This is a genomic window from Sporosarcina sp. SAFN-015 (assembly GCF_051966875.1).
Classification (GTDB): Bacteria; Bacillota; Bacilli; order Bacillales_A; family Planococcaceae; genus Sporosarcina.
This window is the reverse complement of sequence record NZ_JBQCKP010000002.1, coordinates 391,417-413,320: the sequence shown is the minus strand read 5'-3', so window position 1 is coordinate 413,320 and position 21,904 is coordinate 391,417. Positions and strand designations below refer to the sequence as shown.

Here is a 21,904-nt window from a genome sequence, read left to right as displayed (position 1 = left end):
GGAATATAAGGGCAACAGATAGATAAGGAGGAGTTCGAATGAAAGCTGTAACATTCCAGGGCGTAAAAGATATCCAAGTGAAAAAGGTGGAAGCTCCGAAAATCGAGAAGCCTGATGATATTATCGTCAAAGTGACGTCAACCGCCATTTGCGGGTCCGATTTGCATATTTATTTAGGTGCATTGCCAACGCATAAAGGGTATGTCATCGGCCACGAACCAATGGGAATCGTCGAGGAGGTTGGCCCAAATGTAACGAAAGTGAAAAAGGGTGACCGGGTCGTCATCCCTTTCAACATTTCATGTGGACAATGTTTTTATTGTGAACATCAGATGGAAAGTCAATGCGATCATTCGAACCGTAATCCTCACGTCGATACGGGCGGCTATTTCGGATTTACAGAACGCTACGGAGATTATCCAGGAGGGCAGGCAGAATATATTCGAGTTCCGTACGGCAATTTCACGCCATTCGTCATTCCCGAATCTTGCGAGCTGCCGGATGAAGCGCTTCTGTTCCTGTCCGATGTGTTGCCGACTGCGTATTGGAGCGTGGAGCATGCTGGTGTGAAGCATGGGGATACGGTAGCCGTGCTTGGGTGCGGACCCGTCGGACTGATGGCTCAGAAATTCGCTTGGATGAAAGGCGCGAAACGCGTCATCGCCATTGACCATGTCCCTTATCGGCTGCAGCATGCTGTGAAAATGAACAAAGTGGAAGCTTATAATTTTGATGACTACGACAATATGGGTGCGCATATTAAAGAACTCACTCACGGTGGCGTCGACATCGTCATCGATTGTGTCGGGATGGACGGCAAGAAGAATATTGCGGAAAAGGTCGGGCAGAAGATGAAAATGCAAGGCGGGACATTGAGCGCCATTGAAATCGGCCATCAAGCTGTGCGCAAATTCGGGACAATCCATCTGACCGGTGTCTACGGATCGCTTTATAACATGTTTCCGCTCGGTAATATGTTTGAACGTAATATTACTTTGAAGATGGGGCAAGCTCCTGTCATCCATTACATGCCTACATTATTTGATAAGATTACTAAGGGCGAATTCGATCCAACGGAAATCATTTCGCATGTCGTACCAATCGAGGAAGCTGCTGCTGCTTATCATCATTTCTACGAGCATGAGGATGATTGCATAAAAGTGATTTTAAAGCCATAAATGTAAAATCGGTCCACGCATTCATTGCGCGGACCGTTTTCTTATTTCTTCCCTTTGATAGCGGCACAGGCGATTCGGGCACCTGAATTCCCTGCAGGATCCGTCTTATAGTCATCCGCCTTTTCATGAATGACGATGGCACTTCCGTCCTTATCGAGGATTGAATTTTCTTGGCCCTTCTTTAGCGTGATTTCACCGGTCGTCATACTCATGGACACTTTCCCATCCTCCGCAACTTCGATGTTTGGCAAATCACCTAAATGGAAGCCTTTCGGATTCTCAAATCCATGTTCCTTCCCTGTCGGATTAAAGTGGGCTCCAGCAGAAGTGAAATCCGGCGGTGTACATACCCCTGTTTCATGGATATGAATGCCATGTGTTCCAGGCGACAAGTCTTCTGCCTGTACATTGATCATCACGCCTTCCGTCTCCTGAACCAACGTCACTTCACCGATTTCTTTTCCTTCCGTATTCAATATAGGAGAGACAATTGCTTCCATCTTGTCCCCGCTGACAGGCATCTTTTGATTCGCTTTTCCGCATCCCGCTACGACAAGAATGACGCTAATTAGCAGTGCAGTTACCAGTTTTTTCTTCACTATAATTCCTCCTCCACATTTATTCTTGCCAAGCATGCCCTACTGGCAAGAATTTAGTAGTGGAAAGTTTTTCCCTATATGAGCGGTAACTAAATAGAATAAAAATGCTGCTCATTCCAATTTTCAGGAATGAACAGCGGGTTCTCATTTACGCTAACATTAATTTTTCAAGTTCAAGCGGAGCAATATAAACCCCGTCCTTGTAAACACGCATATTGCCGCCGGAAATTTCGTCGATCAGCATAACATTTCCTTCATTGTCACGACCAAACTCCAATTTAATATCGTATAATTCAAGTCCCTTCGCAGCAAGCTCTTCCTTCACGACAGTGGAAATCTCTTTCGTGAGCGGCTCGAGAACATCATATTCTTCGTTCGTCAAAATGCCGAGCTGTGCGAGTGCGTCCTTCGAAATCGGCGGATCATTGCGATCATCGTCCTTGATTGTCACTTCGACGAATGAATCCAATGGTTGTCCTTCCTCACAATAAGCTCCATAACGGCGCAAGAAGCTGCCGACTGCGCGGAAGCGGCAAATGACTTCAAGCCCTTTTCCGAACACGGTTGCCTGCTTCACTGTCATCGTCACGTTCTCGATATCCGCATCGACATAATGCGTCGGGATTCCTTTTGCAGCTAATTTCTCAAAGAAAAACTTTGTCATGCGCAGGCCTGATTGCCCCGCACCTTCAATCGTCAGTCCTACAGTATTCGCTCCCGGATCGAACACGCCGTCTTCCCCGGTTACATCATCTTTGAATTTCAGTAACACATTGCCATCTTCCAATTTATAAACGTCTTTCGTCTTGCCACTATATACAAGTTCCATGACCACGTTTCCTTTCCATTCGAAAATGTAGTGCCACAATTAGTATAATGTACTTTCTCTACTATAAAAAGAGAAAACTTGATGGGGGTCAAGGTTTCATTCCCGAAAACGCCTTATGCTATAGACAAGAAGTAGAAAACAACTACATGGAGGTAATGGAAATGAAAAAAATCGTATTGAACTTGGAGCCGTTGACTTGCCCGTCTTGCATTAAGAAAATCGAAGGTGCGTTGAACAGGATGGATGGAGTTGCAGACGCGAAAGTGCTATTCAACTCAGGAAAAGTCAGAGCGCAGTTTGATGAAAACCAAATCGCCGCGGAGGATATCGCCAAAACAGTTACCGGCCTCGGATACCCAATCATTTCACAAAAAGTCTCCTGAAAGGAGTAAAGGAAAATGAATGCCAAACGAACGTCCCAAATTACTGCCTTGACAGGTCTGCTGCTCGCGGCGGCAATCGGACTCCATATCGCCGGCTTTCATGAAGTGAGGCAGTGGCTGCTGATCGCTTCCACAATTTTGGCCGGCGTCCCGATTGCAATCAAAGCGTTGAAAGCGTTGAAGATGAAAGCGTTCAGCATTGAATTGCTAGTGACGATCGCTGTCATCGGTGCATTGTTCATCGGTGAGTATGTCGAATCGGCAGCTGTTACATTTTTGTTTTTATTCGGCGCTTATCTGGAAGCTCGTACGCTCGAAAAAACACGTTCTTCCCTGAAAGCACTCGTCGACATGGCGCCCCTCGAAGCAACAGTCATCCGCGATGGTGAAACAATGACCATTTCTGTCGATGACCTCGAACAAGGAGACCGCGTCATCATACGGTCGGGTGAAAAAGTCGCTGTTGACGGACGAATCCTCACAGGGAATGCGACGTTGAATGAAGCAGCCATTACAGGTGAATCCGTTCCGGCTACAAAAACGATTGACGACAAAGTATTCAGCGGAACGATCGTCGATAACGGCTTCATCGAAGTGATTGCGGAGCGCGTCGGCGATGATACAACGTTTGCCCGAATCATCGAACTCGTGGAAGAAGCACAGGAATCCAAGTCGAAAACGGAGAAATTCCTCGACCGCTTCGCCAATATTTACACACCTGCAATCGTCGTCCTATCTGTACTCGTTTATATATTCACAAGGAATATCGAAATGACACTTACATTTCTTGTGATTGCTTGTCCTGGAGCACTTGTCATTTCCGCACCCGTCTCGATCGTCGCCGGCATCGGTAACGGAGCGCGGAACGGCGTTCTTATTAAAGGCGGCGACATTATGGAGAAGCTTGCGAAAATCGACACAGTCGTCTTTGACAAGACCGGCACGTTGACACGCGGCAGACCGGAAGTGACAGATATCCATGCAATCGGCATAGCTAAAGATGAACTGCTTCAGCTCGCGGCGGAAGCGGAAACGATATCCGAACACCATTTAGGCCAGACAATCGTGAAAGAAGCGAAGCGCCAAGGCTTGCAATTATTGAGTGAACCCGAAAAAGCCGAAGTGATTAAAGGAAACGGCATTCGTGCAATTGTCGGAGGAAGGCAGCTTGCGATCGGTAACCGAAAACTGATGGCCGCTGAAGGTGTACTGATTGATAAGGAGATTGCAGAATATGCAATCTCCCGTGAGAAAGGCGGGAACACTGCAATCTTCGCAAGCATCAATGGAAAAATCGCAGGAATTCTGTCAATCGCGGACCGGATTCGTCCTGAAGCGAATGATGCGCTCCGCGAACTGCGGGCAAGCGGCGTTAAACAAATTATTATGCTGACAGGCGACAACCGCCATACCGCAGAACTGGTCGGCGCACAATTAGGACTGGACCAAGTGCATGCTGAATTATTACCAGAAGATAAAGTTGCCATGGTCCAAAAACTGAAAGATGCTGGGCATCATGTTGCAATGGCAGGCGACGGCATCAATGACGCCCCGGCAATCGCGACTGCGGATATCGGTCTTGCGATGGGCGAAGGCGGTACCGACATTTCAATGGAAACTGCTGACGTCGTCCTCATGGCGGACCGTCTCGACCAGTTCTCACATGCGTATTCACTTGCGAAAGCAACTGTCCGCAACATGAAACAGAACACGTTCTTCGCAGTCGGCACAGTCGCGTTGCTGCTCGCTGGCGTGCTGATCGGCAAAGTGTTCCTCGCTTCCGGTATGTTAATTCACGAATTAAGCGTCCTGCTCGTTATTTTGAACGCCATCCGGTTAATCCGCTATACTAAGAAAAAGCAGGTAAAACGGCAACACTTGGAGCGGGAACTACTACCGGAATAAGGAGTGAAAGATGATGACAACTAACGGACATTGCGGACACGGGGAAGGAACTGCTGAGATGCAGAAAATGTGCATCTCCATCGTTCCGATCTTCAACCATCTCGATCCTTCGGAAATGAATGAAATCGTCAAGCATACACATTCGGTCAGTCACCCCCGCGGCCATACCATTTACCACGAGGGAGATACGTCGGACGGTTTGTACATCATTCACAAAGGCCGCGTGAAAATTTATCGCCTTTCAGAAAACGGCAAAGAGCAGTTAGTGAGGATTCTGGAACCTGGTGATTTTACGGGTGAGCTTTCTTTATTCAATGAAACGGTGCATGATGCATATGCGGAAGCGATGGGGAAAGTGGAACTATGCGTAATGAGCCGGGACGACTTTCAGACTTTTTTAATGAAATACCCTGCCATTTCCCTCAAAGTCCTTGGCGAATTTTCCAATCGGCTCGCGAATTCGGAAAAGCAAGCCGCCCGGATCGCCATGGAAACGACCGATACACGAATCGCCATGTACCTTGCCGATTTGGCTGAAGAAAGGAATTCGAGTCGTGTCAAGCTTCCGATGACCCGGAAAGACTTGGCGTCACATATCGGCACTTCTCCCGAAACAATCAGCCGGAAGCTCACGGATTTTGAAGATGCGGGATGGATCCGGCAGCTCAATCAGCGGGAGATCGAGATATTGGATTTAGATCCGTTGTTGCTAATTTAATCGTGGAAAATTGGGGCTTTTCTAAGGTGAATAGAGAACTCTTTGCGCATTAACGAGCCCTCGTCCATTCCATTTAAAGGATTTTTCGCTTGTCAGCATTCATGCAATGGGTGTATAATAGCTCGATGAAATCTATGCACAGAGCGAAAGCGAGTGAATGAAGATGGGCCGTAAATGGAATAATATTAAAGAAAAAAAGGCTTCGAAGGATGCAAATACGAGTCGTATTTATGCAAAGTTCGGCCGTGAATTATATGTAGCAGCAAAACAAGGTGAACCTGATCCCGAGTTGAACCAAACATTGAAAATGGTCGTTGAGCGTGCAAAAACGTACAATGTACCAAGAGCGATCATTGACCGCGCGATTGAGAAAGCAAAGGGCGGCGCTGAAGAAAACTATGACGAGCTTCGCTACGAAGGCTTCGGCCCGAACGGTTCGATGGTCATTGTCGACGCGCTTACAAACAACGTCAACCGTACCGCTTCCGAAGTGCGTGCAGCATTCGGGAAAAACGGCGGAAACATGGGTGTCAGCGGTTCCGTTGCGTACATGTTCGATGCGACTGCCGTTTTCGGCTTGGAAGGCAAAACGGCGGATGAAGTACTCGAACTTCTCATGGAAGCAGACGTCGAAGTCCGCGATATTTTGGATGAAGAAGATACGGTAATCGTCTATGCAGAACCAGACCAATTCCACGCCGTCCAGGAAGCTTTGAAAGATGCCGGCATTACGGAATTCTCCGTAGCTGAATTGACAATGCTCGCGCATAACGACGTGACATTGGATGCTGACGCTCAAGCACAGTTCGAGAAAATGATCGATGCATTGGATGACTTGGAAGACGTTCAGCAAGTCTATCATAATGTTGATTTAGGGGAATAACTGATGAAAGCCACTTCATTCGAGGTGGCTTTTTATTCATTAATCTAGTTGAAAAGCAAACTAAACAAGTCTGTCTTTTTAAGCCTTGTTTTTTGCATCTTTTCTTTTCTTCGCTTCTTTTACATAGTTAATATAATTTCCTGTTCCTTCGATTGCAGATACAGCAATGATCGCCCATTCGATAGGTGATACATCATGCAACGATTCCTTGCCATAATACAATGTAAATACGGTAATAAGTCCGTATAGAAAGGCCTTGGAAAAATACTCCCATATCGGAGAGTAATTATCTAAATTAACCCTTGCATACAGCTTATCCACAATTAAAGCAATCGCCAAAACCACAACCAAACTATAAATTAATTCCATAGTCATAATAACATACCCCTAATTCCCCGAACTTCCACGCCTTCCCTATCCAACGCACTTGGGATCATTCTAGCAAACTCCAATGCCGTCTTCCCATCCCCATGAATGCAAATCGTATCTGCCTGAATCGCCACATCCGTTCCATCCTTTGCGCGCACTTTGCCTTCCTTCACCATCCGGACGATTTGGCGAATGGCGATTTCGCGATCAGTAATGAGAGCGTTTGGCTCCCGACGTGGCGTCAAAGTTCCATTGGCTTGATAAGTTCGATCTGCGAACACTTCATGCGCAGTTTTCAACCCGATTCGCTCCCCTGCCTTGACTAACTCGCTGCCCGCAAGCCCGAAAAGGATCAATTCCGGATCGACTTTGTAAACAGCTTCTGCTATCGCTTCGGATAAATCCCGATTCACAGCAGCCATATTATAAAGCGCGCCATGCGGCTTTACATGTTGCAATCGCCCGCCCTCCGCCTTTACAAACGCTGACAATGCGCCGATTTGGTAAACGACAAGGTCGAATGCTTCTTCAGCTGAAATCGCCATTTCTCTGCGCCCGAAACCGACCAGATCCTGCAAACCTGGATGCACACCGATGCCAACGTTTTTCGCAAGCGCCATCCGCACCGTTCGCCGCATCGTCGTTGGATCGCCCGCATGGAAGCCGCAGGCAATATTCGCCGACGTAATCGTCTCCAAAATCGCTTCATCATTCCCCATTACATATGCGCCAAAACTCTCGCCCATATCACAATTCAAATCGACTACAAATCCCATTCCATCCACTCCTATCTTACTTTATCCTGTATCGCCGCACGCAGCTCCTTCAAATGCATTTCCTGCTTTGCAACAAGCCTTTGTGATTCCTCAATCGTCACTTCCTTGAATGAAAGCCGGTCTCCCGGCTTCGCCTGCGCTAGTTTTGTGAAATCAATCGAAGACAACTGTCCGATTTTCGGATACCCGCCCGTCGTCTGCCGATCCGCCGCCAATATAATTGGATTCCCATCCGCAGGAACTTGGATGGCTCCATATGTAACTGCTTCCGAAATCATTTCTATAGGTTCTTTCAATTGCAATGTCGGTCCATTGATCCGGTATCCCATTCGATCCGACTGCGAACTGACGGTGAAGGGTTCATTCCAAAACTTCTGATGGCTATCTGTATCAAAAAGCTCATATTGACTGCCGCGGATAACACGAATCTCATAATGGTTCGATAGTTTAGGAAGCAGCTTTGGTGCAACTTGCCAATCTGTCGCTTGAAACAGCATGCTTGTTGCAAGCTTTTCAACTATGACCCGCGATAGAGCGGATGCTATGCCAACATGTATGACGTCCCCTTTCCGCACCGGTCTTCCATCAAAACCGCCGAGACCCGCCTTCACATACGTTGATCGGCTTTCTAGCACGATTGGCACGTCAATCCCACCAGCAATCGCCAGATATGCTCGACTTCCCGCCTTCGCCGATCCAAACTGCAATTCATTTCCCTTACGAATGAAAACCGGTCTCCACATCGGTACAGGTATCCCTTCAATCGTTGGATCAAAATCGCCGCCACAAATCGCGATCAATGCATCTTCTTTGAATAAAAGACGCGGACCGACAAGTGTCATTTCAATAGAAGCAGCTGTTTCTTCATTGCCAACAAGCATATTGGCGACCCGATGAGAGAACAAGTCCATTGCACCGCCCACTACAACACCAAATTTCTGGAATCCGAACCTCCCAAAGTCCTGAATCGTATCATAAAGGCCTGGCTTCGTAACTTCAATCACTCCGCGCCACCTCTCAATTCTTCATACTCTTCGGTCGTAATCTTGTAAAACTTTATTTTATCTCCTGCCGCCAACAAGCTAGGTGGATCTTCCGATGGGAGGAATAGCTCAAGCGGCGTCCTGCCGATCAGTTGCCACCCCCCCGGCGTTTCAATCGGATAAACACCCGTCTGGACTCCCGCAATTCCTACTGAACGCGCAGGAATCATCAGTCGCGGCGTCTGACGTCTCGGAGCGGCAATTTGTTCTGACATGCCGCCGATGAACGGGAAGCCCGGTGCAAATCCAATCATATGTACTGTATAGTCACCCGATGTATGAATTGCAATCACTTCATCCACCGTCAAATTATTATGTTTCGCAACAAAATCCAGATCCGGTCCATATTCATCGCCATACAAAACAGGGATTTCCACGACCTTTTGCTGAACAGCAGCAATTTGTGTCACACCCTCTAGCAACGCGTGAATCCGTTCACAAACTGCTTCATATGGACTGTCTTCTTTTAGAAATTCGGTGATCGCATAAATAATAGTGACCGTCGTATAAGCAGGGATATATTCAATCATCCAAGATGGTGATTCGGCATCCAATCGGGAAACAATGGCCCTTACTTTCTGCTCGGATGAACGATCGATCTTTTTTCCAACTTCAATGACAACGGCTTGATCGCCTAAAGGTGACAAAGTGTAATGCATCTCGCCGACACTTCCTTATCGTATGAATATACATAATTTTACCTGAACCTCTGTTCTTCGCAACATGTTATTTTCTCTATCGAATGTATGAGGAATTCACCACTATACATATAATGAATAACGACTATTCACCAACTTAGGTAAAACGATCAATTGTTAATTTTCAGTATTTTAGTACAATCAAATGCAAAGGATGAAAGGATGTGAGCATGTTAATGAAACAGCAATGTCTTCTCAAAAGGGCTTTCCTAGCATTGGTCGTTGCTCTGATCGCCTTATTTCCGGTAACACATGAAGGAACTCTTTCATCTGTCGCCGCATCCGGGGATACGACTCCCGTAGCATCCATTGATTCGACAACATTAGATCAAAAATTACAGGCAATCTTGAAAGACCCTAAGCTCCAAGGGGGAATTACCGGGGTTAGCGTACGGAAAGCAGATACGGGTGAAAAGATTTATACAAGCTTCGGCGATATCCGTCTCCGCCCCGCTTCCAATATGAAGTTGCTGACAGGATCGACGGCGATGGACATATTGGGTCCTGATTATCAGTTTTCTACAGAAGTGCTGACGGACGGACAAGTGAAAGGAAAAATGATTCACGGCAATCTCTATCTGAAAGGTAAAGGCGACCCGACGTTGATGAAAAAGGATTTGGACCAATTCGCGAAAGACTTGAAGGCGAAAGGAATCGATAAGATCAATGGCAACCTGATCGCTGATGACAGTTGGTACGATGATGTCCGTTATTCCCAGGATCTGAACTGGTCGGATGAACATAATTATGTCGGTGCGCAAGTTTCAGCATTGACCCTGTCCCCGAACGAAGATTATGATGCGGGAACTGTCATAGTTGAAGTGAATCCAGGCAATAAAACAGGAGATCTTCCGAAAGTGACTCTCACTCCGGAGACAGATTCTGTCGTTATCGTTAATAATGCAACGACTGTCGCAAAAGGCGAAGCAAAGAGCATCTCCATTGCACGTGAACATGGAACGAACCGGATCATTATCGAAGGAAAGATGCCGCTTGACGGCACACGCTCTCAATCATGGTCCGCTGTTTGGGACCCTTCCATGCTGGCGATTGATGTGTTCCAAAAATCCCTTAAAGCAGAAGGCATCGAGATTGTCGGCAATGGTGGAATGAAAACTGGTGTGACACCAAGTGGTGCAACTGTTCTTACTTCAAAAAAATCGATGCCGCTGAAAGAGCTCTTTATTCCATTTATGAAATTAAGCAACAACGGACACGCGGAAACGTTAGTGAAGGAAATGGGCAAAGTACGAAGCGGTGAAGGCAGTTGGGACGCTGGGCTTGTAGTGATGAAGGAGAAGCTGAAGCAATTCGGCATCAATACGGACACGATAGTTCTACGCGACGGCTCCGGCATGTCGCATAAGAACCTCGTTTCAGCAGATGAATTGACGTCTTTACTGTACAACATTCAAGGGAAAAGCTGGTTCCCTGCGTTCGAGGCTTCCCTGCCGATTGCAGGCGTCCCTGAAAGGATGATCGGCGGCACGCTTCGAAACCGGATGGGCGACGGATTAACCGCTGGAAATGTAAAAGCGAAAACCGGTTCCATTACAGGCGTCTCCACTCTCTCCGGTTATGTCACTGCGAAAGACGGCACGGAACTGATCTTCTCGGTCATGATCAACAATTATATTAGCGGACCAGTTACGCCGATCGAAGATGCGATTGCGAAAGTGCTTGCGGAATATGAGAGCAACTGAATCATCAAAAAGGCATTCCCCTTCCTACTCGGGAATGCCTTTTTCTTTTGGATAATACTTATTCTACGATAAAGAAATATATAAACATAGCAGAAATGTAATACACGATAATGGCGTCATAACAAGCCTTTCTTTTCTACTTCGTGATAGTAGATTTGCTATTGTATTTAAGCAAAGGAAAATTGTTATAACCCATACTAATATGTCTGTAGATAAAAAAATAAAACCCTGCAAAACATTGGTATGCTGTAGAAAAACAAAACCCATAAATAAAAGGATCAAAGCATTTACTGCGCTTACAATACGTAATCTTATTGGTAAAACCTTATGATATCCACCCATTGCAAATTCGCCAATCGGAAATCCAAGTGAAAGAAGAACTTGAAAAACCGCTATGGCCACAAACATTATTGCTACAACAATTGAAGATATATAAACAACATCAGCACTCATATACTACCTCCTTCATCATTATCATCATATTCAACGTATCGTAGTAATTACCTTCCTTAACATATGAATCATTTAAAGGATTCACTATTACCAATAGCGAATACTTCCATAACATTCATTTTTGAAAGTGGGGATTCATGTGGAAAAACTATCAAATGAACAATTTTTACAGGCAGTATCATTTCTGAAAACAAAAGCTCGTCCATTGGAAAAGGCTCTATTCGAGTTTGAGTTTGAAGATGGTAGTCGTGAGCGAGTTTTAGATGAACTTCATGCTTATCAAAATGAAGACGGTGGATTCGGTAATGGATTGGAGCCCGACTTCCGATGTAAGGCTTCCTCAGCATTGGCGACGACAATCGGGGTTCAGCATTTAATCCGCATCGGGGCCGACGAATCCGAACCAATGGTGCAAAAAGCGATTCAATACGCGCTGAATACGTTTGACGAAGAAAAGATGGGATGGGAAATTGTCCCGAGAGAAGTCGAGACAGCGCCGCGCGCTATTTGGTGGAATTATGGCGGTGATTGGCCATGGGGAAATCCAAGCGCTGAAATGACTGGATTGCTCTTTCATTACAAAGGTCTTGTCCCCGAGGATTTCCTGGAAAAGTTAACAGCCCACGCAGTTTCATATATTAACGAGGATGCGACGAACGACTTCCATGAAGTACAGTGTTTGGTTAAATTGATGAAAGAATTGCCTGTGGAAGAAGCAGATAAGATTTCTGCTAGAGTACGCGAAATCGCCCACCATAGCGTGACAACCGATCCAGGAAAATGGAATGACTATTGCTTGCCTCCCCTTCAAGTTGTCTCTTCCACAGCGTCTATTCTCTATGAAGACTTTAAGGAAATCATCCCTACAAACATTAAACATCTCTCTTCCAACCAAGCGGAAGATGGCAGCTGGAAGCCGACATGGTCGTGGGGACGCTATGAAGACGTTTGGGAAACAGCAAAGCAGGAATGGAGCGGTGTACTGACGCTTGATAATTTGAAGGTGCTAAGAGCATTTGACTGAGGTGTAGAAATGAATTCGTATGTAAAAACAACTTTGAATCAAATATCGATAGCCGTACGGTCTATCGCTGACATGATGGACAAATTAGAATTGAGCGATTTAGTTATTCAACCCACGGAAAACAAGTTTTCCATTGGGCAGGTTGTAGCCCATATTTCATTAATATGCCAGGCAGATTTGCTCATTTCAGACGAAGCTTCCGAGGAACAGATGAGCACATTTTATTCCTCCAACCGTCTTCAAACCTTACTTGAAATGAAAGACGCCCTGCTTGCTAACCTCGCTTTATTGGAAAATCGCTATCTTGAATATACAGAGGAAGAACTAATGCAAACGACAACTTCGTACTGGGGTGTTTCCTACACGCGGTTTGAATGGCTGTTAGAAATCTCTTCCCATCTTTATCACCATCGCGGACAGCTGCATGCCATGCTTGTGCATTGTGTCGGGAAAGATCCTGAAGTTGTGTTGTTTGAATAATACAGGCTATCCATAACAAAAACTGCACTCCAAGTCGATTGCTTTCAACTTGGAGTGCAGTCAAATTACAACTCCACATCATCACTCATCTCAAACACATCAAACACATTTTCTTGAATGATAAGTGACATGATTTTGCCCTGTTTTTCAAAGTAATGAACATGGCCGACCCGCTTGTCTTCAAGCTCGGTCCATCCCCACTTTTGAATTTCCTCCAAATAATCTGCAGGCGGGGTTCCTTCTTCATCCCCGATACCCTTCAACTTATACTTCGCCGACTTTGCAATTTCTGACGTGCAATCCTCTGGCTTCAATTCATAGGCATTTTTCGGAACCGGAAACCCTTCATTGATGACCGCCATGCGATAGCCATCTTCCTCCGTATACTCATATACACAACCTGTCATCATCACAGCGGCAAACAGCAACATCGGAATCAACATCCACCTCATCACAGCAACACTCCCACGAAAGTTTCACATCTGTTACTTTTAGCGTAATGGGAAAGTCGCTGTTTGTCTCCCGACGAATTCGTGACAAAAAAGAAAAGCGGAAGCGGCTTGCTCAGATGCGACAGGCATAAGGCGAAGTGGCGAATTGGCGAAGTGGCGCACTTTGCCACGCAGCAACTTCGACTTATGACCCGAGCATCTAGCCGCTGGAGCTGGACAATAAGAAAAGCGGAAGCGGCTTGCTCAGATGCGACAGGCATAAGGCGAAGTGGCGAAATGGATTGAAATCTTCTTAGAATCTCAAAGGTTTTAAAAACCCGTTCGAAGCGTCCACTTGCACTTCTCCACCAAGCGGGAATGTGAAAATCGGCTGGGTATGGCCGAAATCCACGTCGTATAATACAGGAATCTCCTTCAATATTGGATGTTTATCCAGAATAAACAGCAATTGCTCTTCTGTAATTTTCGATGCTCGTTGAAATCTACCGATGACAAGAGCTTTTATGGACTGTGCATTTTGCAATAAAGACGTCAAATCCCTTGCGAACGTTTCTGGAATCGTCATCTCATCATCTTCAACAAAAAGAATCGCATTTTCAATCTCTGGCATGTACTTTGTTCCTTGCAGCAAATTCAATGTGCACAAATTACCTCCCCAAAGCTCGCCGCTCGCTGTTCCGTCGTTATATGTCTTCCAAACAGTCTCCTCGAAGACCCGATTTTCCTGATCCAAATACCATGCATCGTCGCTCCATTGTTCAGATGGTTCCAATGTAAACTGCACATCCTGCATGAGACATTGTGTAAAGAAATGTGTTTGGTATTCCTGCGCCTTTTGCATTTGAAAGCTTGAGAAATGTGGCCCAGAATATGTTACCATTCCTGTTTGCGTCGATATCGCTGTTCCGATAGCTGTAATATCGCTATATCCACAGAAAACTTTCGGGTTCTCTTTTATTAATTCATAATCAATATATGGTAAGAGTTCATTCGAATTGAACCCGCCAATGACCGTTAAAATGCCTTTTACATTTTCATCGGCAAATGCCTCATGCAAATCCTCTACTCGTCGCTGAATAGAGGTGGAGTTTTGAAGGTCTTTGTCAAAAGCATGTTTACCGAATGAAACATTGAAACCTAAATTCTCTAACCGCTCTTTTGCAGTTTGAACGCCTTCTTCGGATAAAATGCTTGCACTCCGACTTGGCGCAATGATTCTTATTTCGTCTCCCTGTTTTAATTTCTCTGGAATTCGCATCTTTTTTCTCTCCATTTACTAAATTTGCAGCCTAAGCCGAATCATATCCATGCATTGGATACCGTTCTCCGTAATGACCTCATCATAATGCTGCACGAAGAAGTCTTTGATAACACCCGAAATGCGAAACCCGCATTTTTGATAGAGTGCAAGCTGACCTATGCTTGAATTTCCCGTTCCGATGTCGATCCATTCATAGCCATGGCTTTTTGCTACCTCAATAGCTGCACCAAGCAATTTCTTGCCAATCCCATGACCTTGCTTGTCTTCACGGACGGCGATGTTTTTGATCTCCACTGTCTCGTTAGTCAACGGTACGATAACAAATACTCCAATTATGTTATCTTGTTCCTCCGCGATATAACATTCTCCTTCTGCTACGTATGCTTCTACAAGTTCACGCGATGGATCGGCAAGTAGAAGCAATTCATATGGCGGTGTTTCATCATGCTGTAATTTTCGTATCTTCATTTAAGCTGACCGCCTTTCTTTTATATGAATCAAAGGTTCTATTTTGGTGATAAATTGTGATATTCAATAGATAACTCTTGGTATCCAATAGATATTTCACTTTATTCAATAGATAACTCATGAACACGTATTGCTGCATCCATAATTTCATCAAAGCCAGTCTGCCATCCCTTATGATAGTGAGCAGCTTCTTCCGGCTGGATCAGCAACCTCTCCGACGATTCAAAACCCGCCTCAAACGGGAGAAATTCCGTAATGTCCATCCGGTAAAACATTTGATAACCCACTTTCGGATAGGGGCTGGATGGATGCCATAACGGATTCTCTTCATGATTCACTTCAAGGGCACCTAACAGCGTGCAATCACCAGTCACGTAAGCCTCCTCCACCACTTCTCGACAGACACACGCTTCCACAGTTTCGCCTGCCTCGATATGCCCTCCTGGGAAGTCCCAACCACGATCATTCAAATTAACCATGAGCAGCCGCCCCTCATGAAAACAAAATGCATGCACACTCGTAATCAACTCCCTAGTGGGCATCAACCCTTGCATCCATGTGAGCTTTAACTTATGTCCGCCCCAATCAACGTATGTGACCGTCATCTTCAACGCCTCATTTCCCAACAGAGTACCCTTCAAATAATCTTCCGCCAAATGGTGCTAGTACTTCGTCTGCGATTTTGATGATTCCTTCTCGATTGCCCGTTTTATAAAAAGCGTCAAATGCTTTCACAAATCTTTCTGCAAAATCCTCGTCGTATTGTTTCAAAGCCCGCACGATCCATTTGGAAGCGCCGATCCACTGCCCGTTCGTCCGTAGTACAAATTCATGGATTGCTTCGGCAAGCGTATTGGCGATAAAAAGGGCTTCCGCTTCATTTTGTGTGCCTATCAAATCCCCAAGTGCGTCTGTCAACATATACCGCTTTGTCGTTAATGTTTGTTCTGACCAATAGGCAGGCCCATTATTTAACAGCTCCGCAGCTTCGTTTTTAATCGTGGATAAAATTCCGGAGTCCTTCAACACAATTCCTTCCGCCACCATTCGAGGCAGCGAGGGACGTGCTCTTTCAGCATCACTTCTAAAGTAGTCTTTATAGGAAGTCAAAGAATGTACGAATACTTCAATCGGCCAGCCGTATTCAATACGGGATTCACGATAGGCTTCTTCGATTTGATTATCAAAAATTATGATATCCAGATCAGATGTTGGGGTTTCTTCGCCTCTAATTACGCTTCCCGCGAGAAGCGCAGCTTGGCAATGAGGAAATTCTTCATCGACAAATCGTTTGGCTGCAAACGGTGCTTTCATTCTTTTCATTCTTCTCATCCCTGGTTCCTCCAACCACTTTTCAGATTTCCTTCTGTTCAATCAATATCTTAGCAATTTCCATTGGGCGAACATCTAACGAGTCGAGCTCAGAAATCGGTATCCACATCGGCTCATAGATTCCGCGGTTACGATTTTCTTCGTATTCCTCGCCCTGTCCTGTTCCAAATTCCCCTCCGACAATTTTGGAAATGAAATAATGCTGCTTGCCTTTGAATTCAACAGTCCCAAGACATTTTATTACATCAATCCGAACACCTAGCTCCTCGAACGCTTCCCGAATTGTAGCCTGTTCAGGGCTTTCACCTTTTTCAATTCCGCCACCTGGAAAGACGTAATATTCCTCTCCATCACGATTTCTCTTAATAAGTACAATCTTATCTCCCTCAATAATAACGGCAGATCCTCGATCCCTTATATTCACAATATCACTTCCCGATATATTCAATCAGCCAGCAATCCCGATACTCCCCTTCATGCCATTCATGCTTAGGCAAAAGCTTCACTTTCTTGAACCCGCATTTCTCATAGCAACGGATTGCCCGCTCATTCCACGTTTGTGGATCCATAACGATGCGGTCTACATTTTTTTCAGTCAATAAATACGCTACAATCATTTCAACAAGTTGCGTCCCGATTCCTTTATTCCAATAATCAGGTTCGCCGATAAACTGGTCCATACCATAAAGAATTTCTGACGGATCAGAATAGCCATAGATCCTTCTTTCCTCATCCCCAACCGGATAGAATTGCACATATCCTATCGGCTTCTCATCAAATAAAATGAGACACCTCGTCTCTTCCTCCGCTTCCCCAAAAAAATCCTCTTCGACTTGCGCTAAATCCAATGGACGATCTCTACCTTCGTAATACTGAAGAACTTCTAGATCGGACAACCACTTCACCAACAAAAGCTTGTCCCCTTCAATTAAATCCCGGACAAGCAACTGGCCATTTCTTATTCTCATTACTCATCCCCCAATCGGATTAATAAGCAGAAACATCAATAATACATAAAACTACCAAAAGAATACATAAAAATACATATTGTATTCTCATCTGCTATTATTCAACAATACGTCACGTAATTCCTTTTTTCAGAACAAAAAAACAGCACCGATTTACAGTGCTGCTTCACTTCTTACTTCACCAATAACGCTTGAATCCATCCGCTCAGCGTCGCCTTGTCAACAAAAGGCGCTAGACGCGCAATTGTCTCTGGATCCATATTGCCAATTTCCTTTTCATCCACAAGCCGTTTCAAAGATTCCCTTCCGAGAAAAGGTGCAAGCGAAATAAGACAACTTGAATCCAACTTGCCATCCACAGTCCGATCTACTAAGCTCATTAATTTTTCCTTGCTGCAGAAAGGTGCCAAGCGGACGATGAGATTCCATTCAATCCCTTCATCTATCGCTTGCTCAATGAGTTCATCTACGGCTTCCTTCCCGATAAACGGCGCTAGGCGAACAACGACATTCAAATCCATTCCATCTTTATTTGCTTTATCAACTAAACGGAGCAAAGCATTTCTGCTAATGAACGGAGCCAGTTTTTGAACGAATTTCATATCGACGTCGTCTTCCATCGCCTCTGTCACCAATCCATCCAACAATTCAGTTTCGACAAATGGAGCCAACCGCACGACCAAATCTTGGTTGAATAACCGCTTGTCCACTCGTTCGGTCACTTCCGCCAATTCGCTTGCTTTTAGTAATGGCGCCACTTCAATCAACCCTTCCATATCCGCTTCTCCCGTATTGATCATCTTAGCAACTTCATCCCGACGGTTTTCAGTAAACCCTGTCATGATCCTTCCGAGATTATGGATATAAGTCGAGCTTTCCTTATCGGCTCCCCCATTCATCAACTCATCAACTGACACACCGAAAATTTGCCCAATCTGCATCAACGTTCCGATATCCGGCAACGAATCGCCACGCTCCCATTTTGAAACAGCTTGATGACTTACGTTTAAACGATCCGCCAATTCCATTTGCGTCCAGTCTTTTTCTTTTCGCAGCTTTGATATGAAGCTCCCAACCTTCAGAGTATCCAACATCCAAACAACCTCCCCATTAAGTTTCAGCGCGCACTGTACATTCAGCGTAGCATATCGCCCTTTAGTCGCCTATCAACTATCGGTTGAATACGAGGATTCTACTAACGGTGGAATTAGAATAGTAACACCTTACATTCATTCTAAGCTATTGCGAAGAAAATCTTTTTATATCCACAAAGTCGATTCTACTTCATCGAATCTACCTTCAACGATACCGACACCCGGAATGAAAATTCCCCCTTCTTCTACAACCAATTTCTCATTCAACAGAATTTGAACATATTTACAACCAAAGATGCTGTCTTCTATCAAAGCGATGACTGGCAGCCGAAATAAATAATCCTGTTCATTCATCTTCAAACGAACAAAATTTTGATGCAGCAATTTATTTCCGCTGACGATAATGTTCATCGGGTCAATTCCTGTAACTTTGATTTCTCCCTGAATGCTAAGTACATATTTAGCCTGCTGTAGAGATTCCGCGATCCTTTCATCTCGCTCGTTCATTATAGTGGTGACGAGTTCACTGATGTCCACTGATGAATCACTTTCTAGTGCCTTTTCTTGAATAGGATCGACAAACTGTCTGAAATACTCGTATAACGTCAACTCGGATTGCATGAAGCCCGCTTGCCATCCTGGGGAAATTTCGTCTAATAGAATGCAAAGGAACAACCCAGCACTATAGCAACTTCTGCGTAAATGTCTAGTTGCATCTGCTATGTCAAGCAAAGGTTCACCGTAAGACTTGATTTCTCTTTCCTTTGAAACACCGCTTTTCGCAACATACGCATGTAACTCTACATAAAATGCAGGACCTTCAACCGTTTCTATCAACTGCTCATATTTCATAAATGGACCGATGACTTCTGCTCTTTTCTCACGATACAAAATGAATTGGTTTAGATGATGTTTTCTTTTTTCTGCGCCCATCGCGGTAACAGCATTATACAAATGAAACCGCTCCTGTTGGCGCAACTCCACGTTCTCGGCAACTAGCGGGTACGTGATCCCGAGCACTTCATCGGGGAACCTTGACTCGCCTTTGACATACTGCAATCCATGAAACAACTCATGCGCAAGTACTGAGTACAAACGGTTCTCATCTATACCGCTGTCCATTTGGACAATGGCTGTTGGGTAATCATGAAACAAAATCGACGTATTCCCAGCAAACTCCTCACTCCATGGAAGCTGTACAAAAGATTGCATTGTCTCAGGATAGGCAGGATGATGAAACAAATACACAGATTCATCTGTATATAACGCATACGCACCTACCTGGAAATCCGTCCAGAAAGCGGACAATCTTTCCTCAGTCAAATAAGGGATAATTGCACGCAATTCTATGGCCATAATCATTCTCCTAACACTCATAGTTTTAGTAATAGTACGTATACGTTATAGCCCATCAATAGTTTCCTCAATCTTTCCAACATTATTATTCATAAATAAAGGCTGTTTTCGTATAGATTGTTGCTTTTACGGGGGCGGTGCAATGTGACTAGGAAATTTTTGATTCGTTCAGACGTTAAGAAGAGCATAAAAAAAGCCGCAAAAATTTGCGACCTTTAATTAATCTATTCTTTTAGGGTATCCACAAATTGTTTTGCCTCTAACATTGACATGCCCTTTTCTTCTCTCAGATACTTTATAGTTTTTATATCACCTATAGATTTCAATTTTCCACTTGCTACGGCAATTAATTCATCATTGCTTTTATTAGGAAGCGATTTTTGGTTCTCTTTCCTTAAAACCTTGATTTCCTTGGATTGACCAAAAATTACAATCAGCAATGCCACGTTTAAAATCAAGGATGCAGTTAAACCTAAATCCATTTTACAAAACCTCCTATCACTATGCTGAATATTTCATTGTATATTGCATTTACAAATTCTACTATATATTTTATCAGAAATTCATCAAGGCTTCAAAATTAATAAAAGCAAAAAAGTTTACGAAAACAGCAAAAAAAGACCGTTCAAGCCATTGAACGGAAATCTGCAGGAAAAATATCAATCAAATATCGTTTCTTTTTCAGGGTCCTTCAAGTATTCAAACATTGTTTTAATTTGCGATTCGGTATTTCGATTCGCAGAAAGAAGGGGTAAATTGTGTTCCGAAAAGAAATTAACTTGATTCGTTTCCGGTCCTACAGCTGGCTTCCCTCCGATAATTTCGCACAAAATGAAAATTTTATAGTAATGGTATGGTTCTGGAGGATGCGGATGCTTGTTTTTATCCAGTAAGGCGAGTAATTTCACCGGGAAGACATCATAACCAGATTCCTCTTTAATCTCCTTCACTATATTTTCTGAAGGAGATAATCCAATATCACAAAAACCACCTGGCAAAGCCCATTGATCATCGATATTTTCTTTCACCATTAATATTTGACCATCTCTAAAAACGACGCCTCGAACGTCCACTTTTGGCGTTTGGTAGCCTGTTTCATTCGTAAACAAGCCTTCAATTTTATTAATTTCAAGGTCGGTATACTCCGCCATAATCTCTACACTAATTTGACGTAACTCTTCGTAACGCTCGATATCATATATGTCCTTCGAAAAAGCTAACCCAGACTGAGACAATGCTTGAATCCTTTTTGCCCAATCTAACCATGACGTACTCATTTGACCCCCGCCTTTACGTAATCCTCAAATTCCGTCACGCTATTCATAAGCAAATTGGGTTGCTCGCTAAATGTTGCAGTTTGATATTCAGGCAGCCATTGAACGCCAATTGTAAAAACATCGGATTGCTTTCCGGCAATTACATCTGCATCACTATCACCAACAAATATCGCTTCGGAGTTCTTCACATCTAATATAGATAAAGCTTTCAATAGCCCTTCTGGATCAGGCTTTGGATTGCGTACATCATCGCCGGTTATAATGACATCAAACAACCCTTCTAAATGTAATTTTTCCAAGGATATATCTAAGCTTCTTTTTGCCTTGCCTGTGAAAATCCCTAACTTTATGTCCGTCCCTTTTAAGGACGTGACTAATTCATATATGTCGTGATTGGCTTCCACTAAATCAATATGGGACTGTGAATATTGTTTATAGAAATACTCAATCGCCTCTTCTTTATGAGGGCTTAAAAGATTTTCTCTAATAATGCCAACTTCTGAAGGACCGAACATACCTAAAATTTCGTTTGGCGTAAGCTCTCTGTTATCAAATTCTTTAAACACACTTTGAAATGCGTAATAACAAATTGGCAATGTATTCGCCAATGTCCCATCAAAATCAAATATAATCGCTCTCACCATTAATTCCCCCA

The 21,904-nt window shown here is 44.3% G+C and carries 27 protein-coding genes; 8 read left to right on the top strand and 19 right to left on the bottom strand.

Annotated features, from left to right (window positions below; genetic code table 11):
• Nucleotides 1-38 precede the first annotated feature (38 nt).
• Nucleotides 39-1,178 (top strand): zinc-dependent alcohol dehydrogenase, encoded by a 1,140-nt coding sequence (locus tag ACTHPA_RS05165; RefSeq protein WP_440499090.1) that lies wholly within the window; start codon nt 39-41, stop codon nt 1,176-1,178.
• A gap of 41 nt (nt 1,179-1,219) precedes the next feature.
• Here the strand turns inward: ACTHPA_RS05165 and ACTHPA_RS05160 are convergent, their stop codons facing one another.
• Both ACTHPA_RS05160 and ACTHPA_RS05155 read right to left on the bottom strand, forming a co-directional pair.
• The gene (locus ACTHPA_RS05160; RefSeq protein ID WP_440499089.1) at nt 1,220-1,777 is read right to left on the bottom strand and encodes a superoxide dismutase family protein; all 558 of its coding nucleotides are present in this window, start codon (nt 1,775-1,777) and stop codon (nt 1,220-1,222) included.
• 148 nt (nt 1,778-1,925) lie between these two features.
• Nucleotides 1,926-2,606 carry a phosphoribosylaminoimidazolesuccinocarboxamide synthase gene (locus ACTHPA_RS05155; protein ID WP_440499088.1) on the bottom strand — a complete coding sequence of 227 codons (681 nt, stop codon included), beginning with the start codon at nt 2,604-2,606 and terminating at the stop codon, nt 1,926-1,928.
• Between the two features lie 161 nt (nt 2,607-2,767).
• Between ACTHPA_RS05155 and ACTHPA_RS05150 the strand changes: the two genes are divergently transcribed.
• The 4 genes from ACTHPA_RS05150 to ACTHPA_RS05135 all read left to right on the top strand — a co-directional run bounded on the left by ACTHPA_RS05150 (nt 2,768) and on the right by ACTHPA_RS05135 (nt 6,495).
• A complete protein-coding gene (locus ACTHPA_RS05150) occupies nt 2,768-2,989 on the top strand; it encodes a heavy-metal-associated domain-containing protein (protein ID WP_440499087.1) in 222 nt (73 codons plus the stop codon).
• Between the two features lie 15 nt (nt 2,990-3,004).
• Complete coding sequence (locus ACTHPA_RS05145) at nt 3,005-4,894, top strand: heavy metal translocating P-type ATPase (protein ID WP_440499086.1); 1,890 nt, start codon at nt 3,005-3,007, stop codon at nt 4,892-4,894.
• Nucleotides 4,895-4,907: 13 nt separating this feature from the next.
• Nucleotides 4,908-5,612 carry a Crp/Fnr family transcriptional regulator gene (locus ACTHPA_RS05140; RefSeq protein ID WP_440499085.1) on the top strand — a complete coding sequence of 235 codons (705 nt, stop codon included), beginning with the start codon at nt 4,908-4,910 and terminating at the stop codon, nt 5,610-5,612.
• A 163-nt stretch (nt 5,613-5,775) separates the two neighbouring features.
• Nucleotides 5,776-6,495, top strand: coding sequence for a YebC/PmpR family DNA-binding transcriptional regulator (locus tag ACTHPA_RS05135; RefSeq protein ID WP_440499084.1), 720 nt, complete (start codon nt 5,776-5,778; stop codon nt 6,493-6,495).
• 78 nt (nt 6,496-6,573) lie between these two features.
• On the opposite strand, the gene ACTHPA_RS05130 is transcribed toward ACTHPA_RS05135, so the two are convergent.
• Genes ACTHPA_RS05130 through pxpB form a run of 4 tightly spaced genes read right to left on the bottom strand, consistent with a single transcriptional unit; the run spans nt 6,574 to nt 9,342 of the window.
• On the bottom strand, nt 6,574-6,870 hold the full coding sequence (locus ACTHPA_RS05130) for a hypothetical protein (RefSeq protein WP_440499083.1): 297 nt from the start codon (nt 6,868-6,870) through the stop codon (nt 6,574-6,576).
• The gene (locus ACTHPA_RS05125) at nt 6,867-7,640 is read right to left on the bottom strand and encodes a LamB/YcsF family protein (protein ID WP_440499082.1); all 774 of its coding nucleotides are present in this window, start codon (nt 7,638-7,640) and stop codon (nt 6,867-6,869) included. Before ACTHPA_RS05125 ends, ACTHPA_RS05130 begins: the two co-directional genes overlap by 4 nt.
• An 11-nt stretch (nt 7,641-7,651) precedes the next feature.
• Nucleotides 7,652-8,644, bottom strand: a complete 993-nt coding sequence (locus ACTHPA_RS05120; protein ID WP_440499081.1) for a biotin-dependent carboxyltransferase family protein — start codon at nt 8,642-8,644, stop codon at nt 7,652-7,654.
• Nucleotides 8,641-9,342 (bottom strand): 5-oxoprolinase subunit PxpB, encoded by a 702-nt coding sequence (gene pxpB / locus ACTHPA_RS05115; RefSeq protein WP_440499080.1) that lies wholly within the window; start codon nt 9,340-9,342, stop codon nt 8,641-8,643. The genes ACTHPA_RS05120 and pxpB overlap by 4 nt, the downstream gene beginning before the upstream one ends.
• 209 nt (nt 9,343-9,551) lie before the next feature.
• Between pxpB and dacB the strand changes: the two genes are divergently transcribed.
• Nucleotides 9,552-11,084 (top strand): D-alanyl-D-alanine carboxypeptidase/D-alanyl-D-alanine endopeptidase, encoded by a 1,533-nt coding sequence (gene dacB / locus ACTHPA_RS05110; RefSeq protein WP_440499216.1) that lies wholly within the window; start codon nt 9,552-9,554, stop codon nt 11,082-11,084.
• Between the two features lie 63 nt (nt 11,085-11,147).
• Here dacB and ACTHPA_RS05105 read toward each other — a convergent pair whose 3' ends face one another.
• Entirely contained in the window at nt 11,148-11,537 is a 390-nt protein-coding gene (locus ACTHPA_RS05105; RefSeq protein WP_440499079.1) for a hypothetical protein, read from the bottom strand.
• Nucleotides 11,538-11,676: 139 nt separating this feature from the next.
• Between ACTHPA_RS05105 and ACTHPA_RS05100 the strand changes: the two genes are divergently transcribed.
• Together ACTHPA_RS05100 and ACTHPA_RS05095 are read left to right on the top strand one after the other, a co-directional pair.
• On the top strand, nt 11,677-12,561 hold the full coding sequence (locus ACTHPA_RS05100) for a hypothetical protein (protein ID WP_440499078.1): 885 nt from the start codon (nt 11,677-11,679) through the stop codon (nt 12,559-12,561).
• A gap of 9 nt (nt 12,562-12,570) precedes the next feature.
• A complete protein-coding gene (locus tag ACTHPA_RS05095) occupies nt 12,571-13,041 on the top strand; it encodes a DinB family protein (RefSeq protein WP_440499077.1) in 471 nt (156 codons plus the stop codon).
• A gap of 65 nt (nt 13,042-13,106) precedes the next feature.
• Here the strand turns inward: ACTHPA_RS05095 and ACTHPA_RS05090 are convergent, their stop codons facing one another.
• The 12 genes from ACTHPA_RS05090 to ACTHPA_RS05035 all read right to left on the bottom strand — a co-directional run bounded on the left by ACTHPA_RS05090 (nt 13,107) and on the right by ACTHPA_RS05035 (nt 21,893).
• Nucleotides 13,107-13,493, bottom strand: a complete 387-nt coding sequence (locus tag ACTHPA_RS05090; RefSeq protein WP_440499076.1) for a hypothetical protein — start codon at nt 13,491-13,493, stop codon at nt 13,107-13,109.
• Nucleotides 13,494-13,785: 292 nt separating this feature from the next.
• Nucleotides 13,786-14,751, bottom strand: coding sequence for a S66 family peptidase (locus ACTHPA_RS05085; RefSeq protein WP_440499075.1), 966 nt, complete (start codon nt 14,749-14,751; stop codon nt 13,786-13,788).
• Nucleotides 14,752-14,769: 18 nt separating this feature from the next.
• Entirely contained in the window at nt 14,770-15,222 is a 453-nt protein-coding gene (locus tag ACTHPA_RS05080; protein WP_440499074.1) for a GNAT family N-acetyltransferase, read from the bottom strand.
• Nucleotides 15,223-15,323: 101 nt separating this feature from the next.
• Complete coding sequence (locus tag ACTHPA_RS05075) at nt 15,324-15,827, bottom strand: NUDIX hydrolase (RefSeq protein ID WP_440499073.1); 504 nt, start codon at nt 15,825-15,827, stop codon at nt 15,324-15,326.
• A gap of 10 nt (nt 15,828-15,837) precedes the next feature.
• The gene (locus ACTHPA_RS05070) at nt 15,838-16,554 is read right to left on the bottom strand and encodes a nucleotidyltransferase domain-containing protein (protein ID WP_440499072.1); all 717 of its coding nucleotides are present in this window, start codon (nt 16,552-16,554) and stop codon (nt 15,838-15,840) included.
• Between the two features lie 22 nt (nt 16,555-16,576).
• A complete protein-coding gene (locus ACTHPA_RS05065) occupies nt 16,577-16,972 on the bottom strand; it encodes an NUDIX hydrolase (protein ID WP_440499215.1) in 396 nt (131 codons plus the stop codon).
• Nucleotides 16,973-16,982: 10 nt separating this feature from the next.
• On the bottom strand, nt 16,983-17,522 hold the full coding sequence (locus ACTHPA_RS05060) for a GNAT family N-acetyltransferase (protein WP_440499071.1): 540 nt from the start codon (nt 17,520-17,522) through the stop codon (nt 16,983-16,985).
• Nucleotides 17,523-17,695: 173 nt separating this feature from the next.
• Nucleotides 17,696-18,616: a helix-turn-helix domain-containing protein gene (locus ACTHPA_RS05055; protein ID WP_440499070.1), complete on the bottom strand. Its 921-nt coding sequence runs from the start codon at nt 18,614-18,616 to the stop codon at nt 17,696-17,698.
• 165 nt (nt 18,617-18,781) lie between these two features.
• Entirely contained in the window at nt 18,782-19,972 is a 1,191-nt protein-coding gene (locus ACTHPA_RS05050) for a hypothetical protein (RefSeq protein WP_440499069.1), read from the bottom strand.
• Between the two features lie 224 nt (nt 19,973-20,196).
• Nucleotides 20,197-20,454: a hypothetical protein gene (locus ACTHPA_RS05045; RefSeq protein WP_440499068.1), complete on the bottom strand. Its 258-nt coding sequence runs from the start codon at nt 20,452-20,454 to the stop codon at nt 20,197-20,199.
• Between the two features lie 177 nt (nt 20,455-20,631).
• Nucleotides 20,632-21,249, bottom strand: coding sequence for an NUDIX hydrolase (locus ACTHPA_RS05040; protein ID WP_440499067.1), 618 nt, complete (start codon nt 21,247-21,249; stop codon nt 20,632-20,634).
• On the bottom strand, nt 21,246-21,893 hold the full coding sequence (locus ACTHPA_RS05035; RefSeq protein ID WP_440499214.1) for an HAD family hydrolase: 648 nt from the start codon (nt 21,891-21,893) through the stop codon (nt 21,246-21,248). The genes ACTHPA_RS05040 and ACTHPA_RS05035 overlap by 4 nt, the downstream gene beginning before the upstream one ends.
• Between the last annotated feature and the right edge of the window lie 11 nt (nt 21,894-21,904).